The sequence below is a fragment of the Neobacillus sp. SuZ13 genome, from assembly GCF_030123365.1.
In the GTDB taxonomy this organism is placed as follows: domain Bacteria; phylum Bacillota; class Bacilli; order Bacillales; family Cytobacillaceae; genus Neobacillus.
The window spans coordinates 3,771,184-3,788,079 of record NZ_CP126107.1; the positions used below are offsets into that span (position 1 = coordinate 3,771,184).

Here is a 16,896-nt window from a genome sequence, read left to right on the forward strand (position 1 = left end):
ATTTTTATTGGAAAATTCATTAATAACTTAAACTCATACTCTATTTTCTTTTACTGGTATTTTAGTTATAATATATCTATATAATTGCATAAAATAAAATGACCGCGGGTGCTGGTAACACCTAACGGTCATGCAATAGCAGGTTCCGGTGCAAGGGAATCAGCATTCAGTGTAAGTAATCCTCCTAGGGCAGCAGCTAACTCCAGGGTGGATTATTTTTTTTGATTAAATGATAGAACTGCAACAATTAGACTTCCAAATCCAAACATAATCATAAATGTTTCAAATACTGTCAATCAGCATCACCCCCTTTCTGATGGGAATGTGCCAATCACCCTTGAGAAATCCTACTCTATTGCTCTTTCATTTTATCATGTAATCCCACAAATAGGAACATATGTTTTGTTTTTATGTTGAAATAGGTCCATACGAACAAAATCATTCTTTGTTTCAACTTTATTATGGTAATAAACTCCTAGATGAGTTCCACCAGGTTAAATAAATGGGCATATATGGGATTAATTAACTCTATTCCATCAGTTCAGCCACAAAAAAAGTTATATGAGTGTTTTGGTCATTATAAAGTCCATTTGTTCTTCATCACCCATGTAAAAAGAGTGGGCTCCAGTTTGAACAAACCCCATTTTCTTATAAAAAGAAATCGCATTTTCATTTTTTTCCCATACGCCTAGCCAGATTTTCTTTTTATGACGTTCCATTGCAATTTCCATAGCTTTATTAAAAAGATATTTACCCAATCCATGTTTTTGAAATTTGTTCTTTATATAAATCCTCTCAATTTCAAGTGATTCATCACCCATTTCTTCAGACTGAGCATCATTGGTATTGACCTTTAGATATCCAGCGACTTCATTGTTAAAATATACAAAAAAGAATTGTGAAGAAATATTAGATAATTCTTTTTCTAATTGTTCTAAGTTAAATGCTCTTTCCAAATAAGTAGTCATATTTTCGGGTGAATTCTGATCCTTAAATGTCTCATTAAATGTTTCATAACTAATTTCTTTAAGAATACGTGAATCTTCAAGGGTACACTGTTTTATATTTATAGTCATTTAAATATATCGCTCCTTTATATAATCAATAATTTCTCTTGTTTCCCTTTTTTACAAATTCCCAGTCTTTTTCTACATTTTTTCTAACCTTTTGAAGAAGAGTAAAAATGGTTTCTACTTCCCTTTCGGAAAATCCCTCTAATGCAACGGTATTGGAATAATCATTCTCTCTTCTTATAAAAGGATAAACATTTAATCCTTTCTCCGTTGGAAAGAGCTTTTTAATTTTTTTGTTATGTTCATCTTCTTTCTTTTCAATAAATCCATTCATTTCAAGTTTTTTTATAGCACGAGCTGCCGTTGTTCGATCTACTTTTATCATCTCAGCTAACTTTTCTTGAATGATTCCTGGATTCTCACATATTCGCACAAGGTACAAATACTGCCCTTTTGTAAGGTCATATTCTTTGAATTCTATATTACTTATAGAATCTAATGCCCTTGCTATCATTCCAATTTCTCGTAAAATTTCTTTCATAATTTTCTCCTTAAGCCACTTTTTTGTTGCATTTACTATAAAAGTGATATAAATTAAATTTAACTTAATCTTGTTGCATTTGCAACAAAATTATCGAGATCACATTAATTTAAAAGGGGATGAAATAAATGTATGCAAAAAGAATAACGATGGATGAAGATTTAAAGGCAGCATTTGCTACTCGGGAACAAGTATTTGTGAAGGAACAAGGTGTACCACTAGAAGATGAATTTGATCAATTTGATACACTGAATGGTCTTAGCGAGCACATATTAGTCCACTATAATGAACAAGCAGTCGGTACGGGAAGGATCAGGTTTGTTGATGGTGTAGGTAAATTGGAGAGAATCTGCATCCTTGAACCTTACCGTAAATTTGGGCTTGGAAAAATCATAATACAAGCGTTAGAAGAGATTGCGGAAGAGCGGGGAGCCTCGCAAGTTAAATTACATGGACAAACTCAGGCAGAAGGATTTTATAGAAAACTAGGGTTTAGGACATCATCTACAATCTTTATGGAAGATGGAATCCCACATATTCTCATGTTCAAAGAATTATCTACTAAATAATGACGATGAGGTCAAGTAAAGCTAAATATGTTGTTTATGTATTAGGAATATTACTATTAACCCTTGGTATTTCCTTAACTATAAAATCAGACCTTGGTACTTCACCCTTTGATGCAGTTTTGGTAGGACTGTCTAAAAATGTGGGGCTTACTGTGGGGAGTTGGGAAATAATAATAGCTTTAATATTGATAGGTTGTAATTCATTTTTAAAAAGACAAAGACCAGAAGTTTTGGGGTTGTTAACTGCAGTTATAACCGGTATTGGAATTGATATGTGGCTTTTTTTATTGCACAATTTGATAGCACCTGAACTATGGTCCAGCAAAGGGATTTGTTTTGGAATCGGTATTGTTGTTATAGGATTAGGCACTGCAACCTATTTACACACAAATTTTGCACCCATACCAGTTGACCGGTTAACATTAATCATACAAGAATTAACTAGAACAAATATATTCTTTTCGAGAACATTCATTTACCTGGTGTTCTTGATAATGGCTATGATATTGGATGGACCAATTGGCGTTGGAACTTTAATAACCGTTTGTTTAGGGGGGGGAATACTAAATTACTTCATGCCTTTTACTGAAAAAGTATTAGACCGCATATTAACACACTACAGTAAATTACCCAATTATGAAAAAGAAAAAAACATTTAATTTAGGCAACCGTAAAAAAGATGTCAAGCACCATCCATGAATCTGGATGGTGCCTGACACCTATTTACTCATTTTAACGATTTATAGAAGTCTAATCTCTGTTTTGCATTTTCTTTAATGATGATATCTACGCCGGTATCAACGACTTTTTCAACATTTTTACCTTTTGTTACTTTCAATGCTGTTTCAACGCTTAAATAACCCATATCATAAGGGTTTTGTGCTATTGTACTAGAAATCGTTCCATCGTTTATTAACTTCAGCATATCTGGTATTCCGTCTGCTCCAACGACTGGAATTGTAACACCATGTTCCTTCAATTCCTTAATTACAAGTAAAGCGGAGATGTCATGAGTCGCAAAGACTCCCTTAATATCAGGATGATCATGCAATAAATTTGTCATTTCTTTTTTTACTGTCTTTGCATCATCCGAATTCCATACTGTGTCTGCCGCAACTATGATCCCTGCATCTTTTAAAGCCATTTTAGCTCCATTTATCCGTTCTCTAAATACTGAGATTGATAAATGTCCACCGATAATGGCAACTTTATTTCCTGGTTGAAGTTGCGAGGCTAAAAGCGAGCCTGCTTTTTTTCCTAGATCTACGTTATCGGTGCCGATATAAGAAGTTTTATTTTGCCAAGGATTATCTTGATCTACTAACAATACAGGAATTTCCTTTTGTTTCGTAAACTTATCCAATAAAGGTATAACCGTTGAATCAATAGGTGCGACAATTAATACATCTGGGTTTTCTTGATAAGTCTTCTCTAATAATCTCCTTTGTTCTCTAGTAGAACCATCATGTGGTGCGATAACTTTCCCGTCCATACCAAAGTCACTAAACGCTTTTTCAGCACCTGCTTTAACAATTTCCCAATATTGTGTGTCCATATTCTTTAAAACAACAACCACTTTCGGTCTCTCATCTGCAAATGAATTAGGTATAAAAATTATTATGAAGACAAAAATTACAATTCCAACAAGAAATACTAGTTTTCCATATTTGACCACTACATCCTCCCCTCTCTTTTCGTTTAAGAAATGAAACTATCACTGATTAGGACTGGAGTTTAATTGAAAGCGAATCGAGAAAACAGTTCCCTCATCCCCTGTTGTGATATCAATTTCGGCATGATGTCGTTTTGCAACACTGTAACAAATAGCCAAACCTAATCCCGTTCCCGTCTCCTTCGTTGTAAAGAAAGGTGTTCCTAATTTTTGTAGTACTTCTGGGCTAATGCCATGACCCTGATCTTTTATTTCTAAAATGACGGCCTGATTTTCTGTATAGGTTTTTATGGTAAGTTTTCCGTTAGACGACATGGCATCCAGCCCATTTAGAGCAATGTTTAAAATCAGTTGACGGATTTCTTTCTGATCTATGAATATATCCGGACACTGATTTAACTCCAGCTTAACATGTTTGCTTGACCGAAAAGCTTCTGCTTGAATTAATGGAGATAATGCTTCAAGTATCGTATTTAAGTTTTGCTTTTTCTTCACACTAACCTTGTTTTTGGCTAGATTAAGAAATTCTGTGATTATGGAGTTTGCCCTTGTTAATTCGTCTAACATCAAATCAATGATCTCTGCTGATAGATTAGCGCTGTCATTCCTTGATAATTGTAAAAATCCTTGAACAGTAGTCATGGGATTTCTAATTTCATGGGCGATTCCTGCTGCCATCTCACCGATTAAATTCAAACGGTCTAAGCGGGACATCTCTTTCTCTAAGTGAACGGTGTCCGTAATATCTGTTAAAACAATAAGCGTACATGGTTCCGGATGGATATCAATCATCTCAGTCGATAATAATCCATCGCGAATTTCGCCGTTTTTCGTCTTATAGCTAATTTTCTTATTACGAATTTTCAGATCCAGATTAATAGGTTTTCCTGTGGATTCATCAATAAAATTCTTTACATTTATTTTGTGTTTCTCCAACTCTTTTATGCTATAACCCGTAAAGTTTAACCAACTAGTATTTACTTCAATAAAGGTTAAATTCTTCTGAGAAAAAATCGCCATTAAACAGGGACTAGATTCAAAGATTTTACGAAATCTTTCTTGGGAACGGTACAGATGGCTAGCGATTTTTTCTCGTTCCTCGATCTCATTTTGAAGTCTCTCATTAGCCCTTATCAGTTCTTGCGTTCGTTTTTCTACTATTTGTTCCATATTATTGTATTGAAGTTTCTTAATCTCCTCTATCTGCTTTCTTTCTGTAACATCTCGAATGCTACATACAAAGATGTTTTGATTTTCAATGGTGGTTTCACCAATTAGAATGTCAGCATGAAAGTGACTTTCATCTTTCCGAACAGCTACTGATTCTATCACCTTGCCTACGGATTCTTTAATGGAGGATAAGAAAGAAAACGAAGAAGCTTGGACATGAGTTTCCATCCATTCTAGAAAAAGCCCCTCAACATGGCTTCCGATTAATTCCTCAGCTCTGTACCCAAACATGCTTTTTATTGCTGGATTCACCGATAAAATAGATCCCTGATCGTCAAACGTAAGGATCGTGTCAACAATTGTTTCACCAATTACTTTAGATAATGCCTCTGTACGACGTAAATTTAAGGTGGTTCTATCTAACTTTTTATTTATTTCATTCAGTTCCACTTTACGTTCTCGATCGGTTTGAACGATATTTTCTTGATGATTTTGGTGAATTTTCACAAATTGTTCAATTTTATATTTTAATGTTTTTGGATTAAAGGGTTTCGTAATATAATCAATGGCCCCAACTGAATACCCTTCATGCACATGTTCCATAGCTAGACTAATCGCTGTTATAAAGATAATTGGAATATGTCTGGTTTTTTCCCTTGCTTTAATAAGCTTCGCTGTTTCAAAACCATTTAGCCCAGGCATCTGTACATCTAGTAAAATTACTGCAAAATCTTGTTTTAGCATACATTTTAACGCTTCTTTGCCTGAATTTGCGCTAACCAGGTGATAATTGGGAGATGTAAGTACAGCTTTCAATGCTAATAGATTTTCAGGATGATCATCCACCATTAATATATTTACCTTATTAGACTGGGGACTAGTTAACTTTTCGATAGAGTTTTTCTGATGCGTCAAATTCTCCGTAACAGTGTTCATAACTTGTAAATTTTATCCCCTCTCTTATACCCAACCCAAGAAACCCTGCTGGGCTTAGGCTCTTATATAATAACGTATGGACATGATTTTGAAGAACCTTATTAAAATAGATTAAGACATTTCGGCATAATATAATATCAAACTCGTTAAACGATTGATCTGTTACTAAATTGTGCTGGGCAAACACCACATTTTCTTGCAAAAAGGAATGGAAAAATACTTTATTATCCACTGCCTTGTAATATTCCGAAAAAGCCCTTTTCCCGTCTGCCTCGATATAGTTTTTAGTGTAGAGCTGCATCCTGTCTAATGGAAAGGTCCCTTGCTTTGCCATTTCTAAAACACATTTGTTAATATCAGTAGCAAATATTCTCGTTTTTTCGTAAATCCCTTCTTCATGCAAGAGAATAGCCATAGAATAGACCTCTTCTCCTGAAGAACAGCCAACATGCCAAATTCGAATTTCAGGATAATCCTTTACTAATGGGATGATTTTTGTTCGGAAAGTCTTAAAAAATGAAGGATCCCGAAACATCTCTGTTACATTAATCGAGAAATCAGAAAGCAATTCCCCCATGACAACCGGATCACGAAGCACCTTTTCCTGTAAAGCAGATATACTCGGGAGATTTTCCTTACGAACACGATGGTTAATTCTCCTTTGGATAAAAGGAAAGGCATAGTTTCGAAAATCATAACCATAAAATCGAAAAACGGCCTCAAGCAGTAAATCGATTTCAATTCTTTCTATCTCATTTGTCTGTAGAATATTAGGTTTTTTTATCAAATTCTTTACCCCTCCTTACTATACAGCCATACTTGCATTAAGGAAAATAACTGGTCTAAGTCAATTGGCTTACTGATATAATCGGTTGCTCCCGCATCTAAACATTCTTCTCGGCTGCGTTTCATTGCCTTAGCTGTAAGGGCGATAATTGGTATTGTTTGGAATTCAGTTATTTGGCGAATACGCCTTATTGCTTCAAACCCATCCATCTCAGGCATCATAATGTCCATTAAAATGAGGTCTGTTTCTGGGTTTTCCATTAATACCTCAATCCCTTCACGGCCATTTTCAGCTACTATTATATCCATTTCAAACTTTTCAAGCGCGATGGTTAAGGCATACACATTTCGTATATCATCATCTACAATGAGAATTTTCTTGTTTTTCAAAGAAGAAATGCCCTCTTGTTTTATTGGACCTTCTAAATCTTTGAGGGAATCATCCTCATACAGACTTATGGCAGCTTCTGCCAAAGCGGTATTTTCTACTATTTTGCTGTTGGATTGATCGTATGGCAAATATAAAGTAAAGGTGCTTCCATTTCCCTTCGTACTAGAGACCTCTATATATCCACCTAATAACTGAGCCATTTCGCGACTTATGGATAGCCCTAATCCAGTGCCTCCATATTGACGACTTGTCGTTCCATCTGCTTGTTTAAAGGCATCAAATATTGTTTCTTGTTTATCCTTATCAATGCCTATTCCTGTATCGATTACGGAGAAAGCAAGCAGCGATTGCGCTCGAGTCTCTCCCTCAAAAAACTGCCCACTGACGTCTTTTAATTCCTTCCGAATATCTAATAATACACTGCCACGTTCAGTAAACTTAAACGCATTTGAAAGGAGATTTTTTAAAATTTGCTGTAAGCGTTGTTCATCCGTATAGAAAGTCCCTGCTAAACTTGATTCCATCTTAATTGAAAACTGGACATTTTTCTGAATCGCAAGCGGGGAAAATTGTCTTTCGATAAAATCTTCGATATCATGAAGATCTACCTCTTTAGGATTAACATCTAATTTTCCTGACTCCACCTTCGCCAAATCTAAAACATCATTAATTAAATGAAGTAAATCATTACCAGATGAGTAGATCGTCTGAATATACTCTACCTGTTCAACGGTAAGATTACCATCTCCGTTTTCAGCAAGAATTTGCGCTAAAATTAGCAAACTATTAAGTGGGGTTCTTAACTCGTGTGACATATTGGCTAGAAACTCGGATTTATATTGAGAGCTAAGTTCTAATTGTTGCGCTTTTTCTTCAAGCGCCTCCCTCACCTTTTCAATTTCCTTGTTCTTTTGTTCAGAGGCTATATACTGCTCCTCAAGTTTTTCATTCGTCGTCCTTAATTCCTCTTGTTGTAACTGCAGTTCTTCTGATTGAGATTGGAGTTCTTCTGTCAATGCTTGTGATTCTTGCAATAATCTTTCTGCATTCATATGACTAACAAAACTGTTTATCTTGATACCTATATTATTAGTTACTGCTTCCAATAACTTAACCTGAAGGGGACAAAAGGACTCAAATGATGCAATTTCAATGACAGCTAGTACATCATTTTCAAATTGAATCGGTAAAATAATAATATTTTTGGGTGAACCAACTCCCGTTCCTGATCCTATTTTCACGTAATGATCTGGAACATTGGTTAGTAAGATAGAACGTTTTTCAAGTGCGCATTGGCCGATAAGACCCTCTCCAAAACGAAACCGCATATAATCTTTATTATCCAGTGAAGCATAGGCAGATATCTTTCTTAAATACTGCTCTCTCTCTTCCACTTCCTTTACATAGAAAACTCCGCAAGTTGCTCCTACCATTGGGACGAGCTTTGTAATTAACAATTGTGCTAACATAGAAACATTTTCAACTTCAGGATAGATGGTGGCTATTTCAGCAATTTTTGCATTAAGCCAACTTTGATTTTCTGCTTCTTCTATTAATTGCTTCTCTAGCTTACTTTGTTCCTCTAGTGCATGTGCCATTTTATTAAATGCGACAGCGATTTCACCTAATTCACCCTTCGTGGAAATCTTAATTCGGGGTAATGAACTAAAATCACTTGTGATAGCACTTTTCATCACTTCTGTTATGTTGTTAAGGTTATTTGTAATACCTCTAATAATCCAAATCGTAAAAACAATGCCAATACATAAGGCAATGGCAAGGTAAATGTATATGATGCTGACAGCCCAGTTGTATGTATCTTTAGATCTTAATAGTTCATCTTTCATCTTTTGTTCTTGCAATCCATAGAGAAGATCAGCAATTTGATTCATTCTTTGCCTAATCAGTTCGGAATCAGTCCAAAAGACAGCTGGAATTTCCATTGCCGGATTTAGTTTTTTTGTTGATATAGCTTGTTGACCCATAGTTAAATACTGGTCATACAATGTTTTATATTTTGCGATTAGTTCTTTTGATTTTTCTTGCTTGTCCATTTTTTCTAGTGAATCAATTGCAGATTGTAAATTGGTATGGGAATCTTCCCAAGAATTCGTTGTATCTAATTGGATATCATTTCCATGGACTGTTAATATCGAGGTTAGCTCAAGACCGATTCTTGAAGTCTCGTATTTAATCTCGGAAGCCATTTCGATTCTTTCATTTAAATCATTTACAACAACGTTCATATTAACTGTCGTTTGTTTGAGCATGTTCATTAAAATGATAGCGATAATAAAAAATAGCAGCAGCAAGGACCCAATACTTGTATAAAGTTTTGTTTTAAATTTCATAAGAACTCCTTCATAGTTATCGAAAAAAATAGAATATTTAAATCACAAAACCTTCTTATTTAACTTACATATTTTCTTATTTTACTTGAAGTCATTATTATCGTCTACAGATAAAAATGATTCACATCTTTTCACCAAATTAGAGTAAAAACGCCAACCAATTGGATGGATACAATGAGTTGGCGTTTTTAAGAATCTAAAATGATGATTAGTTCATTTTATATTTTATATTTTATATGACATTAAATTTTTCTTTTTCAACAATATCCTTAACAATGTCTTCAATAGTTACATTTCCGAGTACTTTTTCCATCGCTAATTGAGCTGCTGACAATATAGGAGTAATTGAATCTTGAATGTTCCTTCCTACAGGGCAATTAGGGTGTGAATTTTCATGGACACTAAACAATTCTTTTTCATGGACCACGTCTACCGCCTTATAAACGTCAAGCAATGTTATATATGATGGTTCCTTTGCTAGTTTTGCTCCTGCTATTCCCGGTTGTACGACGATTAACCCTGCTTTTTTTAACATCCCCATAATTTTTCTTATCAAAGTTGGGTTCGTATTTACGCTGTCTGCTAAAAATTCCGACGAGCTGGTGCCCTCTTTATTTAATTCAATAAGAGCCAATATATGAATACCCACGGAAAATCGGCTGCTGATTGACATTTCATTCACCTTCTTACTATTTGATCACATTTAATACACATTACATGTATTTAAATTGATTACAACTTATTATACAAAATTCTTAGGCAATAAAAAAGATATATAAAATCGTTGACAAAAACATTAGATGTATCTATTATGAATACAGGTATTCAAATTAGATACAAGTAAAAATTGATTCTAGGCAAGCTATTAAAAATAATTGGAGGTAACAAATAATGAAAATATTAGTAACAGGGGCAACAGGAAAATTTGGGACCAAAGTCGTTGAAACTTTATTGAAAACTGTACCAGCAAATCAACTAGCTGTTAGTGTTCGTAACCCAGAAAAAGCAGAAGGATTACGGGCTCGAGGCGTGGACGTTCGTCAGGGAGATTTTGACCGTCCTGACACATTGGATGCTGCTTTTTCAGGGATTGATCGGCTATTAATTATTTCTGCAGATGGCGACAATGAAACCAGAATTAGACAGCACACGGATGCTGTAGCAGCAGCAGAGCGTGCTGGAGTTAAATTTATTGCTTATACAAGTCTTGCCAATGCAAAGGAAAGTAAAAACTTCCTTGCTCCAACCCATAAGGCAACGGAAGAAGCGATTGTAAAAACAGGCATTCCTTATTCTTTCTTACGCAACAATTGGTACTTGGAGAATGAAAGTTCAAGCATTCAGGGCGTACTTGCAGGAGCCCCTTGGGTGACTTCAGCAGGTGATGGAAAAGTTGGCTGGGCATTGCAACAAGATTATGCGGAGGCAGCGGCAGTGGTCTTATCAGGTAACGGGCACGAAAACACTATTTACGAACTTTCTGGTAAGTTATTGACACAGGAAGAAATTGCAGCTGCAGTTGGAACTGTATTGGGTAAAGAAGTCCCTGTACATCAAGTAGATGATTCCACTTACACTGACATTATGAAAGGCGCTGGCGTACCAGATTTCCTACTTCCTTTTCTTGTCGATATCCAGAAAGGCATTCGGGAAGGTACATTAGCAGTGGAGAGCAACGATTTGGAGAAACTCCTTGGACGTCCAGTTACACCAATTAGTGTGGGATTAACTCAAATCGTTAAAAGTTTATCTTAATAAACCTAATTGAAGCTAACTTAAAAACCGACCCTCTTCTATATAGAGTGGTCGGTTTTATTATGAAAAGAAACAAGCAAGGCCGATTGTTCAATGATTTAGTTTTGGTTTAGATACGTACCATGTCTAAATCTATCTTGGTCATGTAAGGTTCCTTCATCAATAGGTAGATTAAACAGATTGTACAAAATCAATAAATGCATCTACTTTGCTATCTAAGAAACTTAGTGTATTTTGATCAACCAACTGACCAGTTTGTTCATCAAACTTTTGATTCGCTAGACCAATCAGTACCTCATTTCCTCCTGGAGGAAGGATCTTAGCCTGAATACCAGGTGCTGCTAGAATTTCACGTAAATGCATTTGAGCACGTACAGTTCCGAGCAGGCCGAGGGTTACGCCTAATGCCATTACAGGTTTACCAATGAAAACCTTGTCTACCCTTGATGCCCAATCTAATGCGTTCTTTAACACACCAGGAATGGACCAATTGTATTCTGGAGTAATGATGAGAACGCCATCAGCACTTGCGATTGCCTCCTTAAATTCCTTTACTGCTTCTGTTGGGTTATTCTCCTCATCTTGGTCAAAATATGGGAGAGAACGGATGTCTGCGATTTCAATATCCATTTTATCCTTGTAACGATCTTGAATTGTTTTTGCAAGTTGCATGTTATACGATTCTTTTCTTAAACTACCTACAATTGTAACGATTTTCATGATAAACCTCCGAAGTATTATTAATTACCATATATTTCACTATAGTTAATGAAACTTCTTTCTACAACATTCCTGCTTGCATAAATTCCAAATAATGTATTTTTAATTACTTCAGTTGAAGATTGCTACTAATCTCCAATCCATTTGGTTCGAAATTTTGATACTCAGCTTCTAATTCACACAAAGTCCATTCATAGAGATGTTTATTATTTTTTTTATAAATTCCGAAACTAATGAGTTTATTTATTAAATATTGCCTTTTTTGATGAGCAGAAATTCGTTGGATATTGTTCATAAGAAGGCTAACAACTCCTTTCCATAGGCAATTATAAATGAGATTTTTTAAGAATTTGTCGATTGAGCGTGTATTTATTGATTTTTAAAGGAATTGTAAATTAGCATTAATAAAAGTAAAAAAGTTGCATTTTTGGTAAAAAACTCTTTATCAAATTTTAATGTGATCGTTAACCTTTAAAACTTTTATGTATGATGCGTTGAATTTTACTTTTAAAACTAAAATTTTTCTACAAATAGCATTGTTACCTTATGATTTTCCGTCTTAATTTGTCCGATTTAGAAATAATTCTCCTATTCTTATTGAAATTTGAGGATTATTGTAGATAAGTTTTATACCGTGTTAGCAGGAAAAATACCTCTCGTTACAAAAATAATAAAGAAGACGAAACGGATGTCTAACGAATAAGTTGAAAGGTGGTCATTTTGCTTGAATATGGAATTAACCCTACAACAAATCGTCGAAGGTCTACCCAAGTCTTTATTAAATGCAACTGATCGGGATTTGGAAGGCTTCCAAAAAATTATCGAAGAAACAATAAAATTAAGAGAAGGCCATCGAAACCTACAAAAGATGGTAAAAAGCTTCTCAACATCTACGATACAGCGAAGCTAAATCTAAATATACCCATGAATGAAGAAGGTGAAACTTACCTTCTTTTCTTTTTGAATATTTCTTATCAACAAAAATCCTGATGCCTTCAATATGGCCATCAGGATTTTTGTTTAATTATTTAACTAATGTAAACTCCGTTACTTTTAGCGCATCGATATTTATAAATGCACCTTTTGCAGCATTGGTCTTCTTGCCAGTAGCGACAATCTTAATTTTGTGTGACTTATTGGCGAGACTTTGCGTTTCAAAAACATTCGCTTTGTACTTGTGGCTAGCGGAGTACAGGTCGATTTGCTTTACTTTCACTCCGTCAATGTAAATATCAGCTTTTCCCATATTCTTATATTTTAATGCATACAGTGTGATTCCAGTTCCGGTAAATGAGTATTCAAGGGATCCAGAACTCCCTTTGGTTTGATTTAGACTGTGTCCAGAAGCGCTGGAATAGTTCAGCTTCGACCAAGAGCCAGAATATTTAATCGTTGAATCTGTATTTTCAACTAATTTTGTCGTTTGGACCGAAACAGTTAAACTATATTGCCCTAACCCTTTAACAGCAGCGGGAACGATATAATACAGTCCCGATTTCCCTGGTTTAAAAACGATCTTTTCAACTGATGCTGTACCATTTGATTTTTTCAAGGCAGACGTACCATAAATGGTAGATGTGCCCATATTAAATAAAGAAAGATCAAAATTGGTACCTGAAGGCCCCGTTAAAGTAATTTCATAGGTTTTGCCTTGATCCAAGCGTTTAGACCAAACGTCATATACGTCTTTGGTGTTAGGATTTAGACTTCCCTTCACGGTCCCTGCCAATGGTAAACTTCCTTTTATATCATCATCATAAACAAAAGTGGCAGCTCCTGAAAATGGCGTCTCCATTTTCTCTTTTGTATTAATGACGACAGAGTAGGAATATGATTTTCCTGGCACTGCAGTAGTATCTGTATAACTTGCGGTAGTTATCGGGTTTGTATTAATTTGTACATAGTCTGCTTTTGAGGACTCTTTGCGATAAATGCTGTAGGATTCCGCCCATGATACAGCTGCCCATGTAATAACAGGAGATTTCTTGTCCTTATCATAGTAGGCATTTAATGTCACAGGATTACTACTTACGATTAATTTATCAAGATTGATCCCAGAAGCACTTTTTCTCGAAGCAGGATCACTATTTCCGGTCCAGACAATTTTTACCGTGTGTCTGCCATAAGATGTATATTCCTTTTTAAAGATCGTTTGTTTTGCTTTAAATGTACTCGAATACAGTGATGGAGATGCAATTTTAACGCCGTCGATATAAATATCGGCAATTCCTTGTGTAGGATTTTTAAACCCTTGCCACTCAAAGCTGTAACCAACAAAAGAAAAGCTTACTTCTCCTTTTGAATTAAGGGCCATTGCCGATTCCCCAGAATACTCTGGATTAAATGCTGGCATCCATTCTCCTAAGAAAGTCATGGAGTTTGAATCATCCTCATACGATCCTCCAAAATTACCAGTGAATAGCTTGTAGTTGCCTGCACCTTTGTAGGCATAGACATTAACATAATAAATGCCTGTTCTAGGAGCAGTAAACTTAATCGATTCATTAGATGTATTTTCATTCTCAGAAAAAGCAATCATTCCACTCGTATTATTTATACTCGTTGTTGAACCGTCATAAACATACAAATCAAAGTCAGTACCTGAAACGCCATTCAGAGATAGGGATATTGCTTCACCCTCTTTTAAGGAAAAGGCAAAAACATCGTTTTTATCTGTAGTAGCTTCCAAACTGTCATTTAATACACTTTTTTCTAACGGAAGTCCTGGAGTTTCATTATCATCAAAGTTATCTAGATTTAATGTGCTCACAAGTTTTCCACTGTTAACTAGACCTTTTAGTGACTCTTGGCTCTTTCCCTTTGTGCTTGTATACAACTTTAGCATTTCAGGAGACATGTTTGGACGTAATCCTAGTAAAGTAGCAGCTATTCCTGTTGTATGAGGGGTTGCCATAGACGTTCCGCTATAGTAATCATATGCCTGTGAATAATCAGAAACATACTTAGAATTTATGATCGTCTTTGGATCATTGGAAGTTACATAATCAGCAAAATAGAAAGGTGTATCAAATCGATCCACATCATATTTACTATTTTCATAGATTCCACCAGATAGACCTTCTACATCCAAACCAGGTCCCATATCAGTAAAAACATTTAAATGCAAATAATCCTTAACAAGTGGTGATTTCTCTTGGCCAGATAGTGCATTCTGTCCAGATACCAACAATTTCCCCCCACCAGTAAGGTAAGTTTTTAATAGATCGGTATCTTTAGTGGTTAATGTTGTTCCTTCCTCAGAAAAAAAGCCAAGACCATTTCCTGTAAACCAAATGACCCCATCGTAGGATGATAAGTCACTACTATTCAGGTTATCAGATAGAGATGAATCGGAACTAAGCGTAACCGTTTTTACTAAAGAATGATTAGCCAATAGTTTTTGATAAATTGGCAAATAGTTTTTAAATAGGGCACGCAGATCAGGCTCGTCCTTAAATAAGTCTGCAAGATCACTTTCATCATCTTGGACAAGCAGAATGTTACTAGACGGATCAATCAATTCTAAATAACTTAATGCTTTGTCAAAAGCGTCTTGCCTTTGTGTCTCGGAAATTTTTTCATACCCAATGCCATCAAAAATCGCTTTGTAATTGTCCCCAGTGGTTTGTGCTGATGCTCCTGGCTTGTCAATATTCAATGCTTTTGTCAACTCATCCAGTGGGAATTTAGGAACGGTACTTAAAATGTCCACACCAGGTGCAGCCACATCAACAGCATTGTAGCCATAATTGGAGAATGGTGCTAGTTTACCCTTGTTATCAACTGCAGCAACTGCTAATATATTTGCACTTTCAAAACTAGCAGGATAAGCTCCGCCCTCATCATTATCCATTCCATCATTTCCGGCAGCGGCGACAAATAAACTACCACTATTTGCGATGGCTTCTTCTAGTAAGGGGTCATATTCTTCTCCGCCCCAACTGTTATTCGTTATTTTTACTCCCATCGATTTTGCATACGCAATGGCCTCGATGGCATCAGCTGTTGTTCCCCCGTCAGGACCTAAAAATTTTATTGGTAAAATTTTCACATTTGGGGCCACACCGATGACACCTTTATTTTCACTTATATTTGCTCCTTCTGAGGCCGCAGCAATGGTTCCTGAGACATGTGTACCGTGCTCATCCCCTTCTAGTGCATCATAAACGGTGTTATCATCATTATAAAAATCCCATCCATGGATATCGTCAATATAGCCGTTGTGGTCATCGTCGATATTATTGCCAGGTATTTCTTTTGTGTTGGTCCAAATTTTCCCTTTTAAATCAGGGTGATTGATATCAACGCCCGTATCAATGACACCGACAACCACTTCTGGCAGGGTTGAACTAAATTTGTCCCATCCTTCTGGTGCATCTACATCTTTATCTGCTAATCCATTAATCTCTTTGATAGCTTGTCCTTTATTGTCCAAGCCCCATAATTGATCATAATAGTTAGGAGTGTTGTTGATATCGGAAGGATTATATTTGTAGTTAGGTTGAACCGATTCGATTGTTGAATCTTTTTTTAGTGAACTTATGTAATCACTCATACTTTGACCAGAAGGAATTTTTACAACTTCTGCATTTAAAGATTTTATTTTCTTCGTCGATTTTAATGAAAATTTCTTTTGAAGTGTACTAATTTCTCCAGAAGTCACTTTTTTCTTATATTTAATGATTAATTCGCCTGTTTGATATTTATTCTTACTTTGTGATTCTTCATTATTCAATTTTTCCTTAATCTCTGTTACTAAGTTATTTTGTGTCTTCCTGTTAATTGAAACCTTTTTATTCTCTGTTTTTACTTCTTTCATTTGGCTTTTTCTAAGGATTTTACTAGAGTTAACCTGATTTTCACCAGATACGACCTTAGTAGGTCCTGATTGTGCAGATGCCTGCCCTGTTCCTGTGAAAATTGTTGATGCTAACAGAAAGGCGGAAACTGGTAAAGACAAAAGTGTTTTTTTCTTCAATTCATGCACCTCTT

At 35.5% G+C, this 16,896-nt stretch carries 15 protein-coding genes; 4 read left to right on the forward strand and 11 right to left on the reverse strand.

All coding sequences use genetic code 11. The features are described 5' to 3' along the window. Positions 1–212 precede the first annotated feature (212 nt). The 3 genes from QNH17_RS30055 to QNH17_RS18470 all read right to left on the reverse strand — a co-directional run bounded on the left by QNH17_RS30055 (position 213) and on the right by QNH17_RS18470 (position 1,554). Positions 213–296, reverse strand: coding sequence for a putative holin-like toxin (locus tag QNH17_RS30055; RefSeq protein ID WP_481858629.1), 84 nt, complete (start codon positions 294–296; stop codon positions 213–215). 261 nt (positions 297–557) lie between these two features. Beyond that, positions 558–1,076 (reverse strand): spermidine/spermine N(1)-acetyltransferase, encoded by a 519-nt coding sequence (paiA, locus tag QNH17_RS18465; RefSeq protein WP_283874202.1) that lies wholly within the window; start codon positions 1,074–1,076, stop codon positions 558–560. A 25-nt stretch (positions 1,077–1,101) separates the two neighbouring features. Beyond that, positions 1,102–1,554 carry a MarR family winged helix-turn-helix transcriptional regulator gene (locus tag QNH17_RS18470; protein ID WP_283874205.1) on the reverse strand — a complete coding sequence of 151 codons (453 nt, stop codon included), beginning with the start codon at positions 1,552–1,554 and terminating at the stop codon, positions 1,102–1,104. Between the two features lie 128 nt (positions 1,555–1,682). Between QNH17_RS18470 and QNH17_RS18475 the strand changes: the two genes are divergently transcribed. Then, positions 1,683–2,123 carry a GNAT family N-acetyltransferase gene (locus tag QNH17_RS18475; RefSeq protein WP_283874207.1) on the forward strand — a complete coding sequence of 147 codons (441 nt, stop codon included), beginning with the start codon at positions 1,683–1,685 and terminating at the stop codon, positions 2,121–2,123. Continuing rightward, positions 2,123–2,782 (forward strand): YczE/YyaS/YitT family protein, encoded by a 660-nt coding sequence (locus QNH17_RS18480; RefSeq protein WP_283874208.1) that lies wholly within the window; start codon positions 2,123–2,125, stop codon positions 2,780–2,782. The genes QNH17_RS18475 and QNH17_RS18480 overlap by 1 nt, the downstream gene beginning before the upstream one ends. A 68-nt stretch (positions 2,783–2,850) precedes the next feature. Here the strand turns inward: QNH17_RS18480 and QNH17_RS18485 are convergent, their stop codons facing one another. The 5 genes from QNH17_RS18485 to QNH17_RS18505 form a co-directional block, all read right to left on the reverse strand. Then, on the reverse strand, positions 2,851–3,798 hold the full coding sequence (locus tag QNH17_RS18485) for a sugar ABC transporter substrate-binding protein (RefSeq protein ID WP_283874209.1): 948 nt from the start codon (positions 3,796–3,798) through the stop codon (positions 2,851–2,853). A 39-nt stretch (positions 3,799–3,837) separates the two neighbouring features. Beyond that, positions 3,838–5,814, reverse strand: a complete 1,977-nt coding sequence (locus tag QNH17_RS18490; protein ID WP_481858630.1) for a PAS domain S-box protein — start codon at positions 5,812–5,814, stop codon at positions 3,838–3,840. A 28-nt stretch (positions 5,815–5,842) separates the two neighbouring features. Further along, positions 5,843–6,688 (reverse strand): CheR family methyltransferase, encoded by an 846-nt coding sequence (locus QNH17_RS18495; protein ID WP_283874211.1) that lies wholly within the window; start codon positions 6,686–6,688, stop codon positions 5,843–5,845. A 5-nt stretch (positions 6,689–6,693) separates the two neighbouring features. Continuing rightward, entirely contained in the window at positions 6,694–9,429 is a 2,736-nt protein-coding gene (locus QNH17_RS18500) for a response regulator (RefSeq protein WP_283874213.1), read from the reverse strand. A gap of 232 nt (positions 9,430–9,661) precedes the next feature. Continuing rightward, a complete protein-coding gene (locus QNH17_RS18505; protein ID WP_283874215.1) occupies positions 9,662–10,102 on the reverse strand; it encodes an Rrf2 family transcriptional regulator in 441 nt (146 codons plus the stop codon). 218 nt (positions 10,103–10,320) lie between these two features. Here QNH17_RS18505 and QNH17_RS18510 point away from each other — a divergent pair, with 218 nt between their 5' ends. Further along, positions 10,321–11,184: an SDR family oxidoreductase gene (locus QNH17_RS18510; RefSeq protein WP_283874218.1), complete on the forward strand. Its 864-nt coding sequence runs from the start codon at positions 10,321–10,323 to the stop codon at positions 11,182–11,184. Positions 11,185–11,355: 171 nt separating this feature from the next. Here QNH17_RS18510 and QNH17_RS18515 read toward each other — a convergent pair whose 3' ends face one another. Further along, positions 11,356–11,904 (reverse strand): NADPH-dependent FMN reductase, encoded by a 549-nt coding sequence (locus QNH17_RS18515; protein ID WP_283874220.1) that lies wholly within the window; start codon positions 11,902–11,904, stop codon positions 11,356–11,358. A gap of 106 nt (positions 11,905–12,010) precedes the next feature. Then, the gene (locus QNH17_RS18520) at positions 12,011–12,199 is read right to left on the reverse strand and encodes a Fur-regulated basic protein FbpA (protein ID WP_144548515.1); all 189 of its coding nucleotides are present in this window, start codon (positions 12,197–12,199) and stop codon (positions 12,011–12,013) included. Between the two features lie 429 nt (positions 12,200–12,628). On the opposite strand from QNH17_RS18520, the gene QNH17_RS18525 reads away from it, so the two are divergent. Continuing rightward, positions 12,629–12,814, forward strand: coding sequence for a hypothetical protein (locus tag QNH17_RS18525; protein WP_144548516.1), 186 nt, complete (start codon positions 12,629–12,631; stop codon positions 12,812–12,814). Between the two features lie 114 nt (positions 12,815–12,928). Here the strand turns inward: QNH17_RS18525 and QNH17_RS18530 are convergent, their stop codons facing one another. Then, a complete protein-coding gene (locus QNH17_RS18530) occupies positions 12,929–16,882 on the reverse strand; it encodes a S8 family serine peptidase (RefSeq protein ID WP_283874222.1) in 3,954 nt (1,317 codons plus the stop codon). Between the last annotated feature and the right edge of the window lie 14 nt (positions 16,883–16,896).